General features: G+C 62.8%; 9 protein-coding genes and 1 pseudogene. 4 read left to right on the top strand and 6 right to left on the bottom strand.

The window, feature by feature from the left end; translation table 11 throughout:
* The 3 genes and pseudogenes from IE88_RS18760 to IE88_RS0115920 all read right to left on the bottom strand — a co-directional run.
* Nucleotides 1-516, bottom strand: a pseudogene (locus IE88_RS18760) (hypothetical protein); the annotation flags it as partial.
* A gap of 147 nt (nt 517-663) precedes the next feature.
* The gene (locus tag IE88_RS0115925) at nt 664-1,989 is read right to left on the bottom strand and encodes a M20 metallopeptidase family protein (protein ID WP_031556436.1); all 1,326 of its coding nucleotides are present in this window, start codon (nt 1,987-1,989) and stop codon (nt 664-666) included.
* Nucleotides 1,990-2,065: 76 nt separating this feature from the next.
* Nucleotides 2,066-2,518 carry a YcgN family cysteine cluster protein gene (locus IE88_RS0115920; protein ID WP_031556433.1) on the bottom strand — a complete coding sequence of 151 codons (453 nt, stop codon included), beginning with the start codon at nt 2,516-2,518 and terminating at the stop codon, nt 2,066-2,068.
* Nucleotides 2,519-2,607: 89 nt separating this feature from the next.
* Here IE88_RS0115920 and IE88_RS0115915 point away from each other — a divergent pair, with 89 nt between their 5' ends.
* Nucleotides 2,608-4,740 (top strand): transglycosylase domain-containing protein, encoded by a 2,133-nt coding sequence (locus tag IE88_RS0115915; RefSeq protein ID WP_051882392.1) that lies wholly within the window; start codon nt 2,608-2,610, stop codon nt 4,738-4,740.
* Nucleotides 4,741-5,014: 274 nt separating this feature from the next.
* Nucleotides 5,015-6,253, top strand: a complete 1,239-nt coding sequence (locus IE88_RS16915; RefSeq protein ID WP_036767552.1) for a tyrosine-type recombinase/integrase — start codon at nt 5,015-5,017, stop codon at nt 6,251-6,253.
* A gap of 31 nt (nt 6,254-6,284) precedes the next feature.
* Here the strand turns inward: IE88_RS16915 and IE88_RS0115905 are convergent, their stop codons facing one another.
* Both IE88_RS0115905 and IE88_RS0115900 read right to left on the bottom strand, forming a co-directional pair.
* On the bottom strand, nt 6,285-7,601 hold the full coding sequence (locus IE88_RS0115905) for a type II toxin-antitoxin system HipA family toxin (RefSeq protein ID WP_051882391.1): 1,317 nt from the start codon (nt 7,599-7,601) through the stop codon (nt 6,285-6,287).
* Complete coding sequence (locus IE88_RS0115900) at nt 7,601-7,858, bottom strand: helix-turn-helix domain-containing protein (RefSeq protein WP_031556427.1); 258 nt, start codon at nt 7,856-7,858, stop codon at nt 7,601-7,603. Before IE88_RS0115900 ends, IE88_RS0115905 begins: the two co-directional genes overlap by 1 nt.
* A gap of 351 nt (nt 7,859-8,209) precedes the next feature.
* On the opposite strand from IE88_RS0115900, the gene IE88_RS0115895 reads away from it, so the two are divergent.
* Together IE88_RS0115895 and IE88_RS18445 are read left to right on the top strand one after the other, a co-directional pair.
* Entirely contained in the window at nt 8,210-9,274 is a 1,065-nt protein-coding gene (locus tag IE88_RS0115895) for a site-specific integrase (protein ID WP_051882390.1), read from the top strand.
* A gap of 559 nt (nt 9,275-9,833) precedes the next feature.
* Nucleotides 9,834-10,448 carry a hypothetical protein gene (locus IE88_RS18445; RefSeq protein ID WP_162178372.1) on the top strand — a complete coding sequence of 205 codons (615 nt, stop codon included), beginning with the start codon at nt 9,834-9,836 and terminating at the stop codon, nt 10,446-10,448.
* 1,515 nt (nt 10,449-11,963) lie between these two features.
* Here IE88_RS18445 and IE88_RS0115890 read toward each other — a convergent pair.
* The gene (locus tag IE88_RS0115890; protein WP_272945615.1) at nt 11,964-17,315 is read right to left on the bottom strand and encodes an NACHT domain-containing protein; all 5,352 of its coding nucleotides are present in this window, start codon (nt 17,313-17,315) and stop codon (nt 11,964-11,966) included.
* Between the last annotated feature and the right edge of the window lie 131 nt (nt 17,316-17,446).

The raw sequence follows: 17,446 nt of genomic DNA, 5'->3' as shown, positions 1-17,446 counted from the left end.
TATCCACATACCACGATCGTATTGTGATCCGTCTTTGTCGATTTCTAGACTCAAATCTGATTGGAACGCCACAGCCGGAGCGGAAGACGCGAGTCGAGCAATCCGTACACGCACATTACCTTTATTGTCGCGTTCCATTATCGCCTGCGCCAGACCCGGTAAGACTCCGTCAAATGCTGGGTCTACGTCTTCAAGATGGTCGTTGAGAGCACACCCGATCATTTTTGTGCAGTACAGGATGAGGTCGCGAGCGCTCTCCCGCCATCCATCTCCATATATATCGCGTAAGTTGAGCGTCGCGCACTCATAAAGCCTTTCGTGCTCCCTCAACAGATAAGCTGACAAAGCTTCCCACGCCCGATCAAATGGCTGGCTCCGAGAATTGTTGCAAAATGCGCAGATCGGTTTCTTGAAGCAGAACGCCTTAGACTTCGGACCCTGGACTCGCCGACTTCCATTCTGATCGTGCTTGTAGACGTGCGACGGAGAAATCTGGCGAATATCTGACGCCTTCACGCTATGCTCATAGGAAGTGGGATTCTCGGCACCGCAAATCCAACAGACGAGCTTAGACACTGAGCCCCCTACAGCTTCCATTCCAGCTATTTCACTGCGTTATTAGGTAGCGCCCAATTGGCCCGCCAAACCGGGCGTTCTGCCCCCTCAATTCCCCGTCGCTGACCGCGCTTCCCCCTCCGGCGCCAGGAGCTCCATCACCGCCACCGTCATCGCTTCCGTGCCCAGCGTCACCGAAGGCTCCGGCTGGATCTTGAAGAAGGGCGAGTGGTGGGCGGGGGCGTTCTCGACCTCGTCCTTGGGCGTTCCGCCGACTGAGAAATAGACGCCCTTCACGCCTGTCCCCTCCTGCACGAAATAGGCGAAGTCCTCCGCGCCCATGCCGGTGCGCGGCTCGTCATAGAAGATGTCCTGCCCGAAGTGATCGCCGAAGGCGGTGCGCACCTGTTCGGCCAGCGCCATGTCGTTGATCGTCGGCGGCGTGGTCTCGTTCTCGGACCGCTCCACGATGGGGGTCAGGTTTTCCGGCACGCCGAGGGACAGCGCGACGCCTTCGGCCACGCGGTCGATGCCGTCGAGGAGCTGCTCGCGCACTTCGGGCTTGTCCGAACGCACGGTGAGCTGGAGGTGCACCTCGCTCGGGATGATGTTGTGCTTGGTGCCGCCATGGATCGCGCCGACCGTGATCACGCCCGCATCGAGCGGCGAGATCGTGCGGCTGACGAGGCTCTGGAGCGAGACGACGATCTGCGAGGCGACGAGCACCGGATCGACCCCCTTATGCGGCGAGGCGCCGTGGGAGCCGACGCCGCGCACGATGATGTCGACGCTGTCCGAGCTCGACGCCGTGGCCGAGAGCGGCACGGAGAGGGTGCCGACCGGCTCGTCGGCCGAGACGTGGAAGGCGAGCGCGTAGTCGGGCTTGGGGAAGCGCTCATAGAGCCCGTCCTCCATCATCGCGCGGGCGCCCGAGATGCGCTCCTCCGCAGGCTGAGCGATCAGGACCACCGTGCCCTGCCACTCCTCCTTGCGCTCGGCGAGCTGCCGCGCCGTGCCGACGAGCGAGGTGACGTGCACATCGTGCCCGCAGGCATGCATGACCGGCTTCACCTCGCCGTCGAGGTCCTCTTGCGTCGCGGTCGAGGCGTAGGGGAGCCCCGTATCCTCCTTCACCGGCAGGCCGTCCATGTCCGCGCGGACGAGGACGGTCGGCCCCTCCCCGTTCTCCATCACCGCGACGACACCCGTCTGCCCGACGCCGGTGGTGACGTCATAGCCCAGGTCTTCGAGCTCGCTCGCGAGGCGCTTCGCCGTCTCGAACTCGCGGAAGGACAGCTCGGGGTTTTCGTGGAAATGGATGAACAGCGCTTCGAGGTTCTCCTCGTAATCGGCCTGCACCGCCTCTTTGAGCCCCTCCTGCGCCAAAGCGGAGGTGGTCAGGAGAAGGCTGGACAGAAGGACAGTGCGGATCATGGCGAGGCTCCCGGGGTTCTTCGAGGGGAGCCTATCGGGTGCGGCGGCGAAGAGGGAAGCGCGCAGCGCAGGTGGCTCAGCGCCGCTGCCCCGTCACATAGCGCCAGAGCTTGGACGCCTTCACCCGCGCCTCCGAGCGCAGGTTGGGCGACACCGCCTGCCCCGCCTCCGCCACGCTTTCGCGCCGTCCCGAGACCAGCGGGTGCCAGTCGGCGAGGCCGCGGCCCTCGGACAGGCGCCGATAGGCGCAGCTCTTCGGCATCCAGGACAGGGTGCCCGCGTTTTGCGGCGTGACCTGCACGCAGCCGGGGACGAGGGCGAAGCGGCGTTCATAGGCGGTGCAGCGCCGCGCCTTGGCATCGAAGAGCTGGCAGGACACGCTGGTCTCGTAGACCTCGTCCGTGTCCTCGTCCTCCAGAAGGACGACGCAGCATTTCCCGCAGCCGTCGCAGAGCGATTCCCACTCCGCCTCGGTCATCTCGGACAGCCGCTTTCGCTTCCAGAACGGAATGTCACTGGGGTCTTGCACCCGCCGAAGCTAACCATGATGGCGGGCGCTGCAAGCGCTGCCTATGTTGGGCGCGCAACGCCGCCTTCGCTGACGACGGGACATCGCCTTTGCGCCGCCGGACCGCATCGCATCCTCGCACCCGCCGCGCCTCCGGCGGCGGGAAGACGGGCCTGCTCCGCTTCGCGCTGAACATTCTGCGCGCGGCCCCGGGCGCCGTCGCGGCGGAATTGCGGCATGGGTCGCCTCATCTGCCCTCTCCGGCGCCGCTCGCCCTGATGGCGGGCTCCGCGGCGATGACGCTGGCCATGGTGGTGCTGATCGCGGATATCCGCTTCGCGGCGGCCGTGCTGCCCTCCGAGGATGTGGACCTCTTCTCGGCGGGCCGCCCGATCAGCGTGACCATTCTCGACCGCGAGGGGCGCCGCATCGGCACGCGCGGCATCGAATACGACGCCAATGGCGACCGCACCGCCTCGCTCGGCCTCAGCTATCGCGAGCCCGTGCCGCTGGACGCCCTGCCGCCTTATGTCATCGACGCCTTCATCGCGACCGAGGACCGGCGCTTCTTCGAGCATCCGGGCTTCGACCTGCGCGGCCTCGTCCGCGCCCTGGTGGCGAATTTCCAGGCGGGGACGGTGGTCCAGGGCGGCAGCACGATCACCCAGCAGCTCGCCAAGAACCTCTTCCTCAGCCCCGATCAGACGATCATGCGCAAGCTCGAGGAGATGCAGCTCGCGCTCTGGCTGGAGGCGCGGCTGACCAAGGAGGAGATCCTCTCCCTCTATCTCAACCGCATCTATCTGGGCGCGGGCACTTACGGCATCGAGGCGGCGGCGGACACGTATTTTTCCAAGGACGCGACCGAGCTGACGCTCGCAGAGGCGGCGCTCCTCGCGGGCCTGCCCAAGGCGCCCTCCTCCCTCGCCCCGACGACGAACATGGACGGCGCGCTTCGGCGCAGCCACGAGGTGCTGGACAATCTCGTCGAGACGGGCCTCATAGACCCGATCGCCGCGCAGATCGCCAAGGCCGAGCCGCCCGATCTCGCGCTGCGCGAGCGCAATGTCGGCTACGGCTATTTCCTCGACCGGGTGACCGAGGAAATCTACTCGCGCTTCGGCACCCTTTACGAGGACCTCGTCGTCACCACGACGCTAGACCTCGACATGCAGGCAGCGGCGCAGGACGCGCTGTCGGCCGTGCTGGACGAGGAGGCAGCGGCGCGCGGCGCGACGCAGGGCGCGTTGATCGCCTATGACGAAGAGGGCGGCATCGTCGCCTTGGTGGGCGGGCGCTCCTATGAGGAAAGCCAGTTCAACAGGGCGAGCCAGGCGCGGCGACAGCCCGGCTCGGCCTTCAAGCCCTTCGTCTATCTCGCCGCGCTCGAAAGCGGCCTCAGCCCCGGAACGGTGATCGTCGACCAGCCCGTGCGCGTCGGCGACTGGGCACCGACCAATTACGACGAGCGCTACAAGGGCCCTGTGCGCCTCTCCTCCGCCGTCGCCTCCTCGGCCAATTCGGTGGCCGTGCAGGTGACCGAGACCATAGGCCGGGACAGGGTGATCGATGCCGCCCGCAGAGCGGGCATCACGCGGGACCTGCCCGAACTCCCCTCCCTCGCCCTCGGCACGATGGAGCTGACGCTCGAGGAGCTGACCGCGGCTTATCTGCCCTTCGCGCAGGGCGGCGCCGAGGTGCCGGGTCATGCCATCGCGCATGTGCGCACCCGCAACGGCACGCAGGTCTATGCCTTCGAAGCGATCGACGGGTTCAGCGTCATCGACCGCAAGCTCGCCGAGGAGACGACGCAGATGCTGGCCGCCGTCATGACCGACGGCACGGGACGGTCAGCGGCGCTTCCCGGCCGTCCTTCGGCAGGCAAGACGGGCACCACCAATGCGTGGCGGGACGCCTGGTTCGTCGGCTACACGCCGCAGATCACGGCCGGGGTCTGGGTCGGGAACGACGAAGCGGCGCCGATGGACCACGTGACCGGCAGTTCCCTGCCCTTGCAGATCTGGCGCCGCTTCATGGCGCAGGCGCATGAGGGGCTGCCGGTCCGGCCCCTGCCGACGGGCGAGGCCGCCTATCCGGCGACGGAGCAGCTGGCGGGCCTTTATGCGGGGCTGCGCAACGACTTGGTGCAGGCCGCCTATGACGCAGGCGAGCGCAGCTGGTTCGGCCTTGCCGGCCCGACCCGCATCCGCGCCCGCCCCGCGCCCGGCGCAGGCACCGAATAGGGCCGCAGGCGATGTGGATGCCCGGGATCGGGAACTGGAGCGGGTAGCGGGAATCGAACCCGCATCCTCAGCTTGGAAGGCGTCGTTTCGTGAAACGCGGAAGCTGCCTAAAGCTGTTGAATTAGTTCGAATCTATTTGCATAATCAGAAGGTTGGTTGGCCCTGACGGCGCACGGACCTACATGGAACATCACGCGAACATACTGCTGTTTCACGGCAATTTACTACCAGTGTACTACCAGCTGGGACGCCTGTGAGCGCCTCGGACCGCTCTGTGCGGCAGCGCATTGGGAAGCGTGCGGTCGCGGCCCTCCCCGCTTCTGCCAACCCCGAGTTCGTTCTCTGGGACACGGAAATTCGCGGCTTCTGCGTTCGCGTCTTCCCGTCGGGTCGCAAGGCTTACTATCTCAGGCAGTGGAAGCAGCGCCGTCAGGTAACCCGCAAGATCGGCCTGACCGAGGCACTGTCCCCTGATCAGGCGCGGCAGATCGCGAAGCAGCTATCCGCTGCCTTCGAACGGGGCGAAGCCATCGGGCCGAAGAAGCAGGAACCGCTGGCGCTGACTGTTACGGAACTTGTCGACCGATACCTCACGGAGGGGCCGATCGACCGACCGGACAAGAGGCCGAGCAGCTGGGCGAACGACCGAAGCTACCTTCGGAACCACGCCGTACCCCTTCTCGGCAAGCGGCGGATCGACGAGCTGACTGCCCACGACCTCTCGCGCTTCCAAGCGGACGTGCTTGGCGGCAAGACGGCACGACCGAAGGGAACTGGGAAGGGCTACCCCGTCACGGGAGGTAAGGGTGCAGCCGTACATGCGGTTCGCTCTCTGTCAGCGGCCCTGGGATGGGCAGTCCGGCGCGACCTCCTGAGGGAGAACGTTGCGAGCAAGATGACCAAGCTCACGGACGGCGCTCGTGAGCGGTACCTGTCCGAGGGAGAGGTCGAGCGCCTGCTCGAAGCGATGGATCGGCTGCGAGACGAGAGGCGCGTCGGCGAAGATCACCTTGAGTGCATCGAGCTGATCTTTCTGACCGGCGCAAGAAAGACTGAGATCGCCGCACTCCGCTGGTCCGAGGTCGATCTCGAACGACGTCTGCTGATCCTCCCGCCGCTCAGACACAAGACGGGCGGCACGAACGTGCCAAAGGTCATCCCGCTGTCGTCCCGCAGCGCGGACATCTTGTCTGCTCGCTGGCGGCGGCGAGCCGCAGAGGAGATGTTTGTCTTTCCCTCGCCGACGGCGCGCAGCGGCCATGTCTCGCTGAGGCACGTCTGGAGCGTATTAACCGAAGAAGCCGACCTGAAGGACTTCCGCATTCACGACTTCCGGCACGCCTACGCCTCGTTCGCGATCAATGCAGGCATGTCGCTGAAGGAGATCGGAGCGAATCTCGGCCACAAGAAGGTGACGACGACCGAGCGCTACGCGCACCTCGTTGTCGAGACCCGACGTCCCGTCGCCGATCGAATCGATGCCGTCTACAGGGGAGCACGTCGCCAGCGATAGCCGCCGCCCGCCCGGCAGCACAGCCGATATCCTAATTAGCTTGCTCTAAGAGCCGGAGGCGCGAATGGCTGTCCTCAACGATTGCGTCGAGGACGACGCGCTCTTCGGCGGACGAGCACTGATCCGCCACCACGCCGAGTGCTGTTCCGAATAGGGTCGCCACGCTCGCAAGGATGGCGCTTGCCTCGTCGCGCGACAGGCCGCTCTCGGATGCCGTCTCGACGAAGTGGCGCGGGAGGATGCTCCGGACGCGGTAGTGTCGGCTGGCCCCGATCGACATGGCGAGCTTGTACGAGTTCCAATTAAGCTGCCGTGATGCCAAGGCAGGCGCGGCCGTCAGCACGTCGTAGAGTGGAGTTGAGACGTAGGACCCGTGCGGCCGGAGGAACACGCTGAAGTTCTTCGCGTGGCCGTCGGTCGCACCGAGCAGCCAGAAGGCAACCTGGACGGCGAAGAAGTCCCGCCGGTCCTTCTGCGGGCTATCGCTGCCTTGCAAGAGCCGCATGATGGTAGGGACGTCTGGCCCGCCCTCGCTCTGATACTTCCGCGTCGGCGGCACCCCCAGCGCCTGGCAGCAGTCCTCCTGCGGTAGGCGCAGCAAGCGGCCATCCTTCGTCCTGCGGCGGTCGAACCGCCTGATGACCAGAGCCTTCGCGCTGCCGAAGCTAGCGATCTCCGTCTCAGCGACGTCGAAGTCCATGGCGCCGAGGAGCCTTAGGCAGACGTGCTCGTTCTCGACGCTGTGGCGGAGATCGATGCCGCTCTCGAGCGTGCCGATCGGCGGTTTCAGAATGTGCGTGGTCGGCGTTGTTCCCCGCGGGCGGATCCAGTCGTCGCCGATCTTCAGGAGCGCCGTCTTCTCCTGCGCACCTGCGACCGAGATGCGGAAGGCGTCGTCCTCCGAACGATCAAGACCGAGCGGCGCTGTCTTCAGGCGTCGGAGGAGCGAAGCAATAGCTTCCTCAGCCATGAGCTCGCCATCGAGACCGTCTGCCATTTCGGGTTCAGTCCCCTCCGGCAAGAGCTGGAGTGCTCCCACGCAGTCGCGGCCGATCTCGGATAGGAGGCTGTACGTATCTGTACTCGCCGCCCCTACTCGCTCGGCAACCCGCCGTCTGATTGGCTCGGCATCCGGCAGAAGGTTGTCGAAGACCGCAGTGACGGCCTGGCCAGTGTACCCTCGCTCACGCAGAGGCAGGGACAGGGACACCGGCAGCCCCGTGTCCGCCTCGAGCCATTCGGTCGCATAGGCGAAGCCGATGGCACCGCTTGCCTCCTTCGATAGGTGCCCGACAAGGCGACCGTTCATCAGCACGTCAAGTGGAGGGAAGGTCCGCTTGCGTCCCATTAGAAGAGATCTTCGAGATCAGCCTCGGCGGACTGGCGCCGCGGGCCTATCTGCATCTCGTGTTCGAGGGCAGCTAGGATACGGCAGAGGGTCTCGAGCCGGCTCGACTCCGAACCGCTCTCGATCTTCGAGATCGTTGCCTGCCGCAGCCCTGCCTTCTGGCCCAGCTCCGCTTGAGTCAGGTTTGCCTGCTCGCGCAGCCGGGCCAAGGCGCTGCCGAGTTGGTGAGATGTACGGAGAGAAGCGAACTGAGACATTTGCCTTTTATACGTTGCAGCGCATAATAAGAACTTATACGCTTGAACGTATTATCAGTCAATATACGCGCTTGCGTTTCAGCCTCAGATTATTCTCGCAGCACACGCACCGCTTCGGTCGCAATCTCTATTGACGATGAGGCTCGCTGAAACATGTACCAAGGAAATAACTGATAGTAAAAATCCGTCCAATCGATCATAGGTGCAATACAAAATCTATGGGATTGATTGAACGGCATTTTCTCAGTAGGAATAACGGACAAACAGCGAACGTGCACACGGCGTGTGCACTTTTGTTCACGGAATGTCCCGCCCTTTCTCGGTCTCACTGCACATAAATCGCACACGAAAATGGCCACTCTGACCCGACTACCGACCGGTAACTGGCGTGCCCAAGTCCGTCGCAAGGGCCGGTATGCCAGCGCCACCTTCCAGCGCAAAATCGACGCTGACATGTGGGCTCGAGAAGCCGAGCGCGAGGCCGATCGCGGCGAGCGGGTCCGGAAGCCCACCGAGGTGAAGGCGACGACGATCGCGCACTTGATCGACCTGCACATCGCGGACATGGCCGACGTCGGGAAGCCGCTGCGCCGATCGAAGGCCGCCAGCCTTGACCTCCTCCGCCGGAAGGTCGGCAGGGTTCGCATCCGCGACATGGACCGAGACGCCCTCGTCGCCTTCGGCCGGCAGCGCTTCAAGGAGGGCGCCGGCCCGGTCACCATCGCGGCTGATGTCTCGTACCTGAAGACCGTGATGACCGACGCTGCGGCGGTGCATGGCGTCCGCGTCGACGTCGAACAGTTGCGGCTCGGTCGGGTTGCGCTGAAGCGGCTGGGCCTGATCGGCAGCAGCCGAGAACGGGACCGCCGCCCGACGGACAGCGAACTGCGTGCGCTCGTCGCCTACTTCGAGGCCAACACCCGCCAGCGCATCCCCATGGCACGCATCGTCCGCTTCGCGGTCGCGACCGCCATGCGCCAGTCCGAGATCCTGCGCATTGCCTGGCCGGACGTGGACGAGCGCACCCGCACCGTCATCGTGCGCGACCGTAAGGACCCGAGGCGCAAGGATGGGAACAAGCAGCGCGTCCCGCTCATCGACCTCACCGGGCTCGACGCGTGGGCACTGCTGCACGAGCAGGGTCAGCACTGGCCGAACCGAGGCAGCCGAATTTTCCCCTACGCCTCAAACTCCGTCGGCGCCGCCTTCACACGCGCCTGCCAGGCTCTCGGCATCGAGGACCTGCACTTCCACGACCTACGACACGAGGCGACGTCGCGGCTGTTCGAGGCGGACCTTCCGCTCGAGAAGGTCGCGCTCGTGACGGGCCACAAGGACTGGAAGATGCTGCGGCGGTACACACACCTGAACGCCGAGAACGCCTTCGCGCCGCGCACAGCGAATGTGGGGTTCTAGAACACGTTGCAACCGTGGCGTTTTAAACGAACATAAGGCTGACCTAGGACCCGACGTTTGTTAATCTTTACTTAACGAGACGACCGCCGGGTCGTTGATTGTGATTGGTCTGCCGTCGGGACCGGCCCCTTGGCAAACGGTAAGGAGGGCCTGGTACTCTGGCGGTATGATGCCACTAGCAGAAACGATCAGCAGCGTACTGGCGGAAGAGAAACCGCCCGTTTGGATCAAAGCTTCAGATGGGTTCGACCCTCACCTCTGGGGGTGCCCAAACTTCACCTATGCCTCCGCTCGAGAAGCGGTAGCAGATGTTATTGCGGCGAGCACGCTCAATTTAGGACTGATCCTGATCTACGCGACTCGCAAACCCAAGGTTCGTCCACCTGAGAAACGCGGACGCCTTCTCGGAGGCTTCATCACAACGCGAGATTGCGTGTCTCTCGTGAACTACGTCGACCCTGCCCATTTAGCGTCGGTCAGGAGTAGTCGTGACGAATGGCGATGGACCTTCGGACTCCGCCCTCAGTCCGCGATAGAGATTCCGCTTGAGTATGCGCCGATGATCGAAGATTTCGCCCCATCCACCTACAATCAGCGCGCCTGGAGGAATCTTGGCATGTCAGGAGGACGTTTAACCGTAAAGGAGGCACGCGGGTTCGCCTCGTTACCTTGGCAGCAGACGTGGCTCTATGGCGTTGGTTGGGGAGATAAAGAGAGCGTACCGTCATCGAAATTAGAGGATGATGATTGGTATTGCCTAGAGCCAAGCAAGGCTGGCCCAATCTCGACTGGCACCTTCGAATTGACGCAACGTGCTCTTCCACGTCACCTCTATGCTTTGCGTTGGGAAGGGGATCCTCGGGCAATGCTTGGAGCCGAATATGATACTACTGCTCGGTCGGTTTGGAAGGTTGGTATGTCCTACTCGCCGTCAACTCGATGCGCCGCATTAAACCATGCCTATCCGCCTGGAGGACACCAGTGGTTGGTCGAGCGCTCAACGTCCAGAATGAGACTACAACCGATTGAGGCATCTGATGCTCTTCAAGCGGAAGGCGAGTTGAAAGCTGGCCTCAACAACGTGTCGCAAAGTCTTGGTGGCGAATTCTTTCTCGCGACGATGGCGGAACTCAACCTGGTTTGGCAGCAAGTCGTCACAGGTTGGTACGCGTAGGCCAAATCGATCAGCCACGGCACGTGGCCTGAGGTAACGAGCCAATCTGCCATCGTCAGAAAGAGGTGTTAACCAATCCTACGGACTGGACGCTGTAGCCGTTCTTCGATTGGAAGACTGTATCGCAGACGATCGACAGGGCGGGCGAGGTAGCAAGACATGAGCAATGCGTTTGTAGAGGCTGCGCGAGCATCGACGGAGCGCGCTGCGAAGGCCAGAGATGAACTCGGAGCTTGTCTGGATTTCGCTTCGTTCCGTGACGCTTGGACTGACTTCCTTATTGCACACAACCGCGCCCTAGCAATGATAGGCAAGTGGGCTGAAACAAAGCCGCATAGCAGACCCTGGTGGAGCAATGTCCGCCAAACGCGGAAGTCCGACCCCGCGCTTTCTTACCTTCATCAATCACGGAATGCTCATGAACACGGCGTCGAAAAGTTGCATGAAAGGTCCGGCCCGACGTTCGTGATCAAATTCGAGGGGCCGATGTCATTCTGCGCTGCCGGTATGACCCCGCTCGGAGAGGTAACCCTCTCCCAGACATGGCTACCCCCACGACCGAAACTGGTACCCATCACCAATCGCGGCAGGGTATACCGGCCGCCAAGTTCGCTCCTGGACGTTCCGCTGTCGGAAGCCACCCCTCAAGCGCTGGCTGGAGCTGCGCTAGGTTACCTTCATGAGTTGCTGAGGCAGGTCACCGTGATGTCCAATGGGTCGAAATAATCTGGTCGAGATGCAACTCACGCGTACCCGGACCGTTTGCTAGTTGCTTGATGCATTTAGTCGTTTCACCAGCGCAGTAGTAGATGAAACTCCGAATGTAGTCTTGAATCCTACTCGGTATAAGCCAAGCACTATCGGTCCCGGTTGCAGCGAAACTATGTGGACCCGAGTTCTCTGCGACGAGCATGTCAGTCGCTACAGTACGGGGAAACTCATTCTTTCTCCGCATCTCGCACGGCGTTGACTACATTTATGATTTCATCGTACGCGCCACCTTCTCCTTCTGATCGTTCCCCAATATCATTCTGCAGACCGATCAATCTGGCGACGCCTTCCCAATCTGCCCCGGACGCGAACCCTTTTACTGCTTCTGTCCACTCGGCTGACTCCACTTCCGCTTCCTGCGCGGCTAGCCGAACGCAGGCCAAGACAAGCGAACGTGCCGCGTTATCGACAATTCGCGCTGCTTCCAGCCACGGCCCATCGTCATCATCGCTCCAGGGCTGAATGTAGCGGGGTCGGCTTGCATCGGGCCCTAGTCGGTCCAAGACCTCGAAGACCCTTTCAAATGCCTCGAACGGCCGATGGCCACGTGGCCAATGCGCTCGATGCTGCCAGAGATGCAAAATCGCTTCCCGACATCTGTCGGCGCTCCCAGCATCGGCTGTCGCCGCTTCCGCGTCCCGCATAAGCGATGCGACATGGTTCGCCATCCACCGCGTCGTCAGATCGCCTCGAGACGTATTGCCAAAGCTGCGTATGATCTGGTCAGCAATGGTGCGAACGTCCTCAGAACGTACGGATCGCGCCGGTCCGATTGATGAGGAAGAACCGTCGGTAGGGATGGAGGTATTCGAGGGCGTTGTGGTCATAGCGGCTCCCGTAGCCATACTGACGAATGGTTCTCTCGATCCGGACATCGATCAGCAGGTCACGATCAATGTCCCGCAAGACCTGGAGGGCCGCTTGGACTTCGATGTCCAACCGGTGGCCGAACGGGTGATCGCCATCGCGTTCTCGATACGGGGGCGTGTTGACTGACCAGGTTGCCCAGCCGTCTGGTTCGATCGGTCGTTCGAGAAGGGCTTGGCGTACCTGCGATGAAAGGACGATTGGTGGAGATTGCACCTCGTTCGCCCACGGGTCATGCATATCTAGAGAACCGGGTTCCGAGTTCGGCCGGGCGACGAAGGGATCGAGAACGAACGGCCTGGCATGGTATTCGTCCTCGTCACGCTCAGCGGTTTCGTAAGGGATGAAGTAGTCGGTCAGGTCGGGCAGGTCTTGGGCTGCCCGTAGCAACGCGACCGAGCGATCAGGTGTCACTAGCGCGCTGCCGATCTGGACAACCTCGACGGCGTCCCCGTGAATCTCCTTCCAATGTCCATGAACGATTAGTCTGCCGTCGTTACATAGACGTTCAGCAAAGTCCCCCGCCTGGATCGACCACTGCCAATCGGCATTCGATAGGGATGGTGCGTGGGCTGACAGATTGCGATCGGCCGGCGGATGGCCTCGACCGTCAGCCAGCCAGGCGCGATCAGCTCTCTGAACGTCGTAGCGCGAGAGCCAGTCGAGGAAGGGATCGACTTCCCCCCAGTCCGAACGGGCTGGCAGTTCGGCATGAAGATCAACCGCGACGAACATCATCGCGTGGAAGCAGAGGTAGAAGTTCAGGTCATCTGCCTGGGGATAGTCGTGTCTGAAATATGTACTTCCCTCTGAGTAGGCTCTGCGAACATGACGTTGATCGTCGTCCCAGCGACTGCTTCCAGGGTGGTTCAGCACGGTTCTGATCTTCGTCAGCGCTCGGCGTTCGACGCTGGCGGCCGAGATACCGAAGCGGCTACCTAACGGGTCGTACCAGGACGGCCTGATATCCATGCCGAAGCGGAACGTCGCCTCGTCGGCTTCTCCAGTTGCGCCAAACTCGTCGGTGCGATCCGCTAGGCTTCCAGCAGGCACGGGTGCCTGGCGAGGCGCGTTTACCCGTTCAAAAGAATCGACACCCAGGCCGATCAATGCGCGCTCGGCAACCTCGCGTATCAACGCGTGATCGCCGTCACGCCACCCGGTCAAAATCGGCGCGAACGCCCTGACCGCCCCAGGGTTCTCACGAGCAGCGCGGTCTAGCGCGAGTGACAGCCACAGGCGTGCATGCAACTCGTAGAAGACGAACCCCTGCCCCGTAAACGCAGCGACTTCGTTGCCACCTGAAGCGAAGCTCCGCAGACTTTCGAGTTCCCTGGTCGCGCCGAACGCGCAGAGACTCCTGACAACGTGCGCCGCTTCCCACCGATGCTGGGCAATCGGCGCACCCAAGCGCGTCCATAACCAGCCTGCGAAGGCCGTGATGGTATTGCCCGGTGGGGTTAGCGCCGGTGTCCAACTGCCGCCGCCTTCGCGATCAGACAGCTCGCTAGAAACCTGGCTGATAACCCCCTGCAGTGTACCGTGAACTTCAGTCTCGGTCAGAGTGGGCGCAAGCAGACTGACCAATCCAAACGCGAAGGGCGTGTCGATCATCGCGTTAAAGTCTGCGGCGGCTTCGAGGGTAGCCTCATCGACCCACTCATCAGCACCGTGAAGGAACTGCCGGAGCTCGTCCCGAGGGAAGAGCGAGTTGAACCGGCGTCGCTGGACAGCGTAGGGCTCGGTTCGGACGACCCGCTGCACCGCGCTGCGCAGTGCCATCTCAACGCCCGCCATATCTTGCCAGCCTTCCGGGATGGCGCGAAGCAGATCACGCAAGCCGAACGTACCGAACCGCGGAAGCAGCGCGACAGCGTCGATGAAAGCACCTTCCTTCCCGGGCAGGACGTGATCAGCTGCTGCCGCGATGAACACCTCACCGTACCAAGGCGGCGAACCAGCCCGGAACCGCACGTTCGCCTCTGCGAGGTCGGCCGGCGACCATACAGTCAGTCCCTCAAATACAGTGGCGGCTGGCCGCTGATCCACGCCTTCGTGTCGGTTCTCGCGCGAAGCTCTCTTCGCATCAGCGGATGAAAGCCTTTCGAGATCATAGGAGATATTGAGACCGTGAGTCTCGAAAGCATGTCGGATCTCGCAGAACGTGTTGTCGGTCACATCCCGCCAGCGCGCGTACCGCAGCACGCGGCGACCGATCTCGCCGCGTTTGTCACTGCCATCCACGGAATCCAACGCTTCACCAACAATACGATGAGCAGGCCAGTATGCGCGTGTCCCGCAGTAAAGCGCAGCCCGCGCAACTGCAGACAACTCGCCTCTCTCGACCAAGCTATCGATCAGCGGCGGCAGGTAACGGTTCTCGTCTCCAACACCGCGATCGCGCCATCGACTCGCGATGGTCAAAGCGGCGCCTGGCGACGCGGCTCCTAGAAGTCCGCCAATGTCGCCCCAGTCGAAGCCTTTATAGATGGTCTCGTCGGCGAGCTCAGCGAGCCTTGAAGCCTCATGGGCGAGTTCTGCCGAGAGCGTTCCAACCCGGCCGGCTTGCGCGATCAGGTCCAGTGTCGCTTCCCACCGCTGCAGGTTCTCATCGCCCAGACGAGTCGCTGCGTCGGCCGCGTGGTCCAGCAGCCCGCTGGCGTCGTCGCGGAAGGGGTACAAGACCGCTCGGGCGACGAGGATCGCCTCATTTAGACGTTCTTCCGCGTCGCCTCGCTCGGCGAGCTTCGCTCGCGCGACGGTCGCAACCTTGTGGGCGGCTCGAACGTAAGGGGCATACTCATGCCGCGCGAGCGTACGCGCGGCGGACGCCAAGCCGCCGACGGTCAACAGTTCAGCGTTCGCCTTGCACCATGAAACCATTTCTTCCGCGGCAGGCTGGTCCTGGCGCGATAGCAGAACCTCACAATGAAGCCGTAGAGCGTCGTCTGCGAGAAAGTTGAACCGTCGACGCTCGTCTTCGAGCTCGCTTGTCTTGGGCAACGCTGGCAACGGCGACGTGGCATTGCCGACGACGCTCGCGGCCCAAGCCGCATACCACGGAAGGACCTGCGTAAGCAGCGCGCGGGCCCGGCCGATATCGCCATACCGATCCGGTTCTCGTTCGCTGTCAGATGGCACGACATCATTTGGCGCGATCCTCCGATCACACAAAGCAGCATGCAACGCGACCGCGCGGAGTAGCGCATCACGCCCGCCGCTGTTCGCCGAGTGACCCTCGATGGTGTGTGCACTGATCGCAGGGAGCGACCATCCGAGCAGCTCGGTATGCTCGTCGACCGTGCCGATGGAAGCTGGGATGGCGCTCTGAATCAATGCAGCGATCGTCGCCACGGAAGAATGGCGATAGTCGAGGCCATCCGGATCGAAGGCGCGCCTTCGCGACGCGAACCGCGTTATGGTCCGGTACAAACGTTCACCAGGACCGTTCGGCAAGGTCCGTCCGACCCGTACGAGCTCAGCGTTGGCCGCGAGCAGGAATGGGACGCTCGCCGACTGCTCCGCACACAGGGCATCGACGTTCGTCCAGTCCGCATGATCGATCAAGCGACGGATGACCCGGCAGCTCGTGTCGTAGACTAAGGAACGCGCTCTCGACCTGGGCCTCATCGCCTGAACCCTACGAACGGCAGGCGCCGGTCCATCGAGCTTCAACGCCGCCAAAGCAAACTCGGTGAGATCGTCAGCCTCCAGTCCTTGCCCCGATCGGTCTTTCGTCGGTTGATTGTACCACGCCCGCAGGCTGTCCCACCCGATCCTGGCCGCGCTGCGCGCCTCGGCATGGTGGTCGTCATGCCAACAGAGCAGGCCTGCCTCGTAGGCATGTCTAGCGCCAAGCCACCTACCATCTGTCTCTAGCGTCCGTTCAGCGACGAGCCGTTCCGCCCGATCGCTCCCCTGCACGGCGGCGAACAGGTCCGTGTTCTCACGGACGAGCGCCTTCAAACGCGACTGACCAGCCCGCTCACTGCCGAGGCGGAAGGCTAAGGGCACAGCCGCCGCGTGACGCTTCGCCTTCAACGCGGCACGAAGAGCAAAATCGAGACGTTCGGTAACGACTTCACGACGTTCGGTCGGGTCACTCGGCAGCGCGTCGTCCGAGAGCGCGAGGTCGATCACTTCCCTTAGCTGTCCCGCCCTAAGCATTAGGCCTGGTAGCACGGAGGCGGCATACGCCGACTGCGCTGCGATCGGCTTCAGCCCGTTGGCGAAGACAGCCGTCTCTTCCGGCGCAACTTCGTATCGGCGCTTGAACCAATCCTCGGTCGCCTCGTCCCGGAACCGCACCAAGTCATCACCGACATGGAACGCCTCGTCGAATTGAAGGGTGAAGTCGCGCACAGCCGCCGCGGGCAGACCGGTCATGGCTGCCAGCACGGCATACGGAACGGAGGGCCGGAGCGTCGCCAATGCTCGGCACAGGATCGTCACGCTCGCGCGCTCAGCCTCCGTCTGACCTGCCGTCACGGCCCCAATTGCGACATCAAGAAGCGCGTCGATCTGCTGATCGACTGTCAGGCCAGGCCGAACGGCGCAGAGGTCTCCCACCGCCTTCGCCCGTTTGAGCGCCTTCGCTTGGACTCGTGGGTTGCCGGATGTTCGCCAATGGAAGTCGCGACCAATCTGCTCGCTAGCCTGAGGGAAGCGTGTCCGAACGTGGGCGACCGTCTCATCGCGCTTGAAGCCACCGAGCTTAATGACTTTCGATCGCGATAAGTCGCCAAGTGAATCCCGTCGCGATGGACGGGCCGTGAAGACGACGCGGACTCGCTCGGGAAGCGTCAGGGTTAGCAGTCCCGCCAAGAAGCTTTTGCCGGTGTGCGCGGGTTCGTTCTCCGCCATGACTGCGTTGTCGGCAGCATCGAAGATCAGACAGACGAGGCTGTCCTCGTTGCGGGAAGAGATGCGGTCGTTGGCTTGCTGCATCCGCTTCGAGAACGCTTGAAAGTAGGCCTCGTCGCTTTTTCCGTTCGGAATAAGGAGGTTACACAGTCCGACCGATGCAAGCTCGTTGGCGACTTGAACCAAGACATCCTGCGCTCGGTAGCGCGGTGTGGATACGTTACGCCAACCGCCATCACCGAAGCAGTCGAAAACGACGGAGCAGCTGCCCTGCGGCAGGTGCTCGCGCAACTTCGTCGACATGACCGTTTTGCCTTGCCCATTCTCGGCAAGAATGACTGAGAAGCGATCAGGTGCGCTGATCACTGCCGCTGCGACTTCTTCGTACCGCTTGCGAGGTACAGCGGTGTCCGTTTCAATCTTGCTCGGACAGGGCAGCAATTCGTCGACATGGCTTCCGACCGCGAGGACGACGTCCGCTCGCCGGATCGCGTTGC

The organism is Parvularcula oceani, assembly GCF_000733125.1.
In the GTDB taxonomy this organism is placed as follows: domain Bacteria; phylum Pseudomonadota; class Alphaproteobacteria; order Caulobacterales; family Parvularculaceae; genus Parvularcula; species Parvularcula oceani.
This window is presented reverse-complemented; position numbering and strand designations above follow the sequence as displayed.

Excerpts from the sequence above, each read along its gene's own strand:
- IE88_RS18445 (WP_162178372.1), top strand. The coding sequence starts at position 9,834 with ATGATCGAAGATTTCGCCCCATCCACCTACAATCAGCGCGCCTGGAGG.
- IE88_RS0115925 (WP_031556436.1), bottom strand. The coding sequence starts at position 1,989 with ATGATCCGCACTGTCCTTCTGTCCAGCCTTCTCCTGACCACCTCCGCT.
- IE88_RS0115900 (WP_031556427.1), bottom strand. The coding sequence starts at position 7,858 with ATGTCTCAGTTCGCTTCTCTCCGTACATCTCACCAACTCGGCAGCGCC.
- IE88_RS0115905 (WP_051882391.1), bottom strand. The coding sequence starts at position 7,601 with ATGGGACGCAAGCGGACCTTCCCTCCACTTGACGTGCTGATGAACGGT.
- IE88_RS0115895 (WP_051882390.1), top strand. The coding sequence starts at position 8,210 with ATGGCCACTCTGACCCGACTACCGACCGGTAACTGGCGTGCCCAAGTC.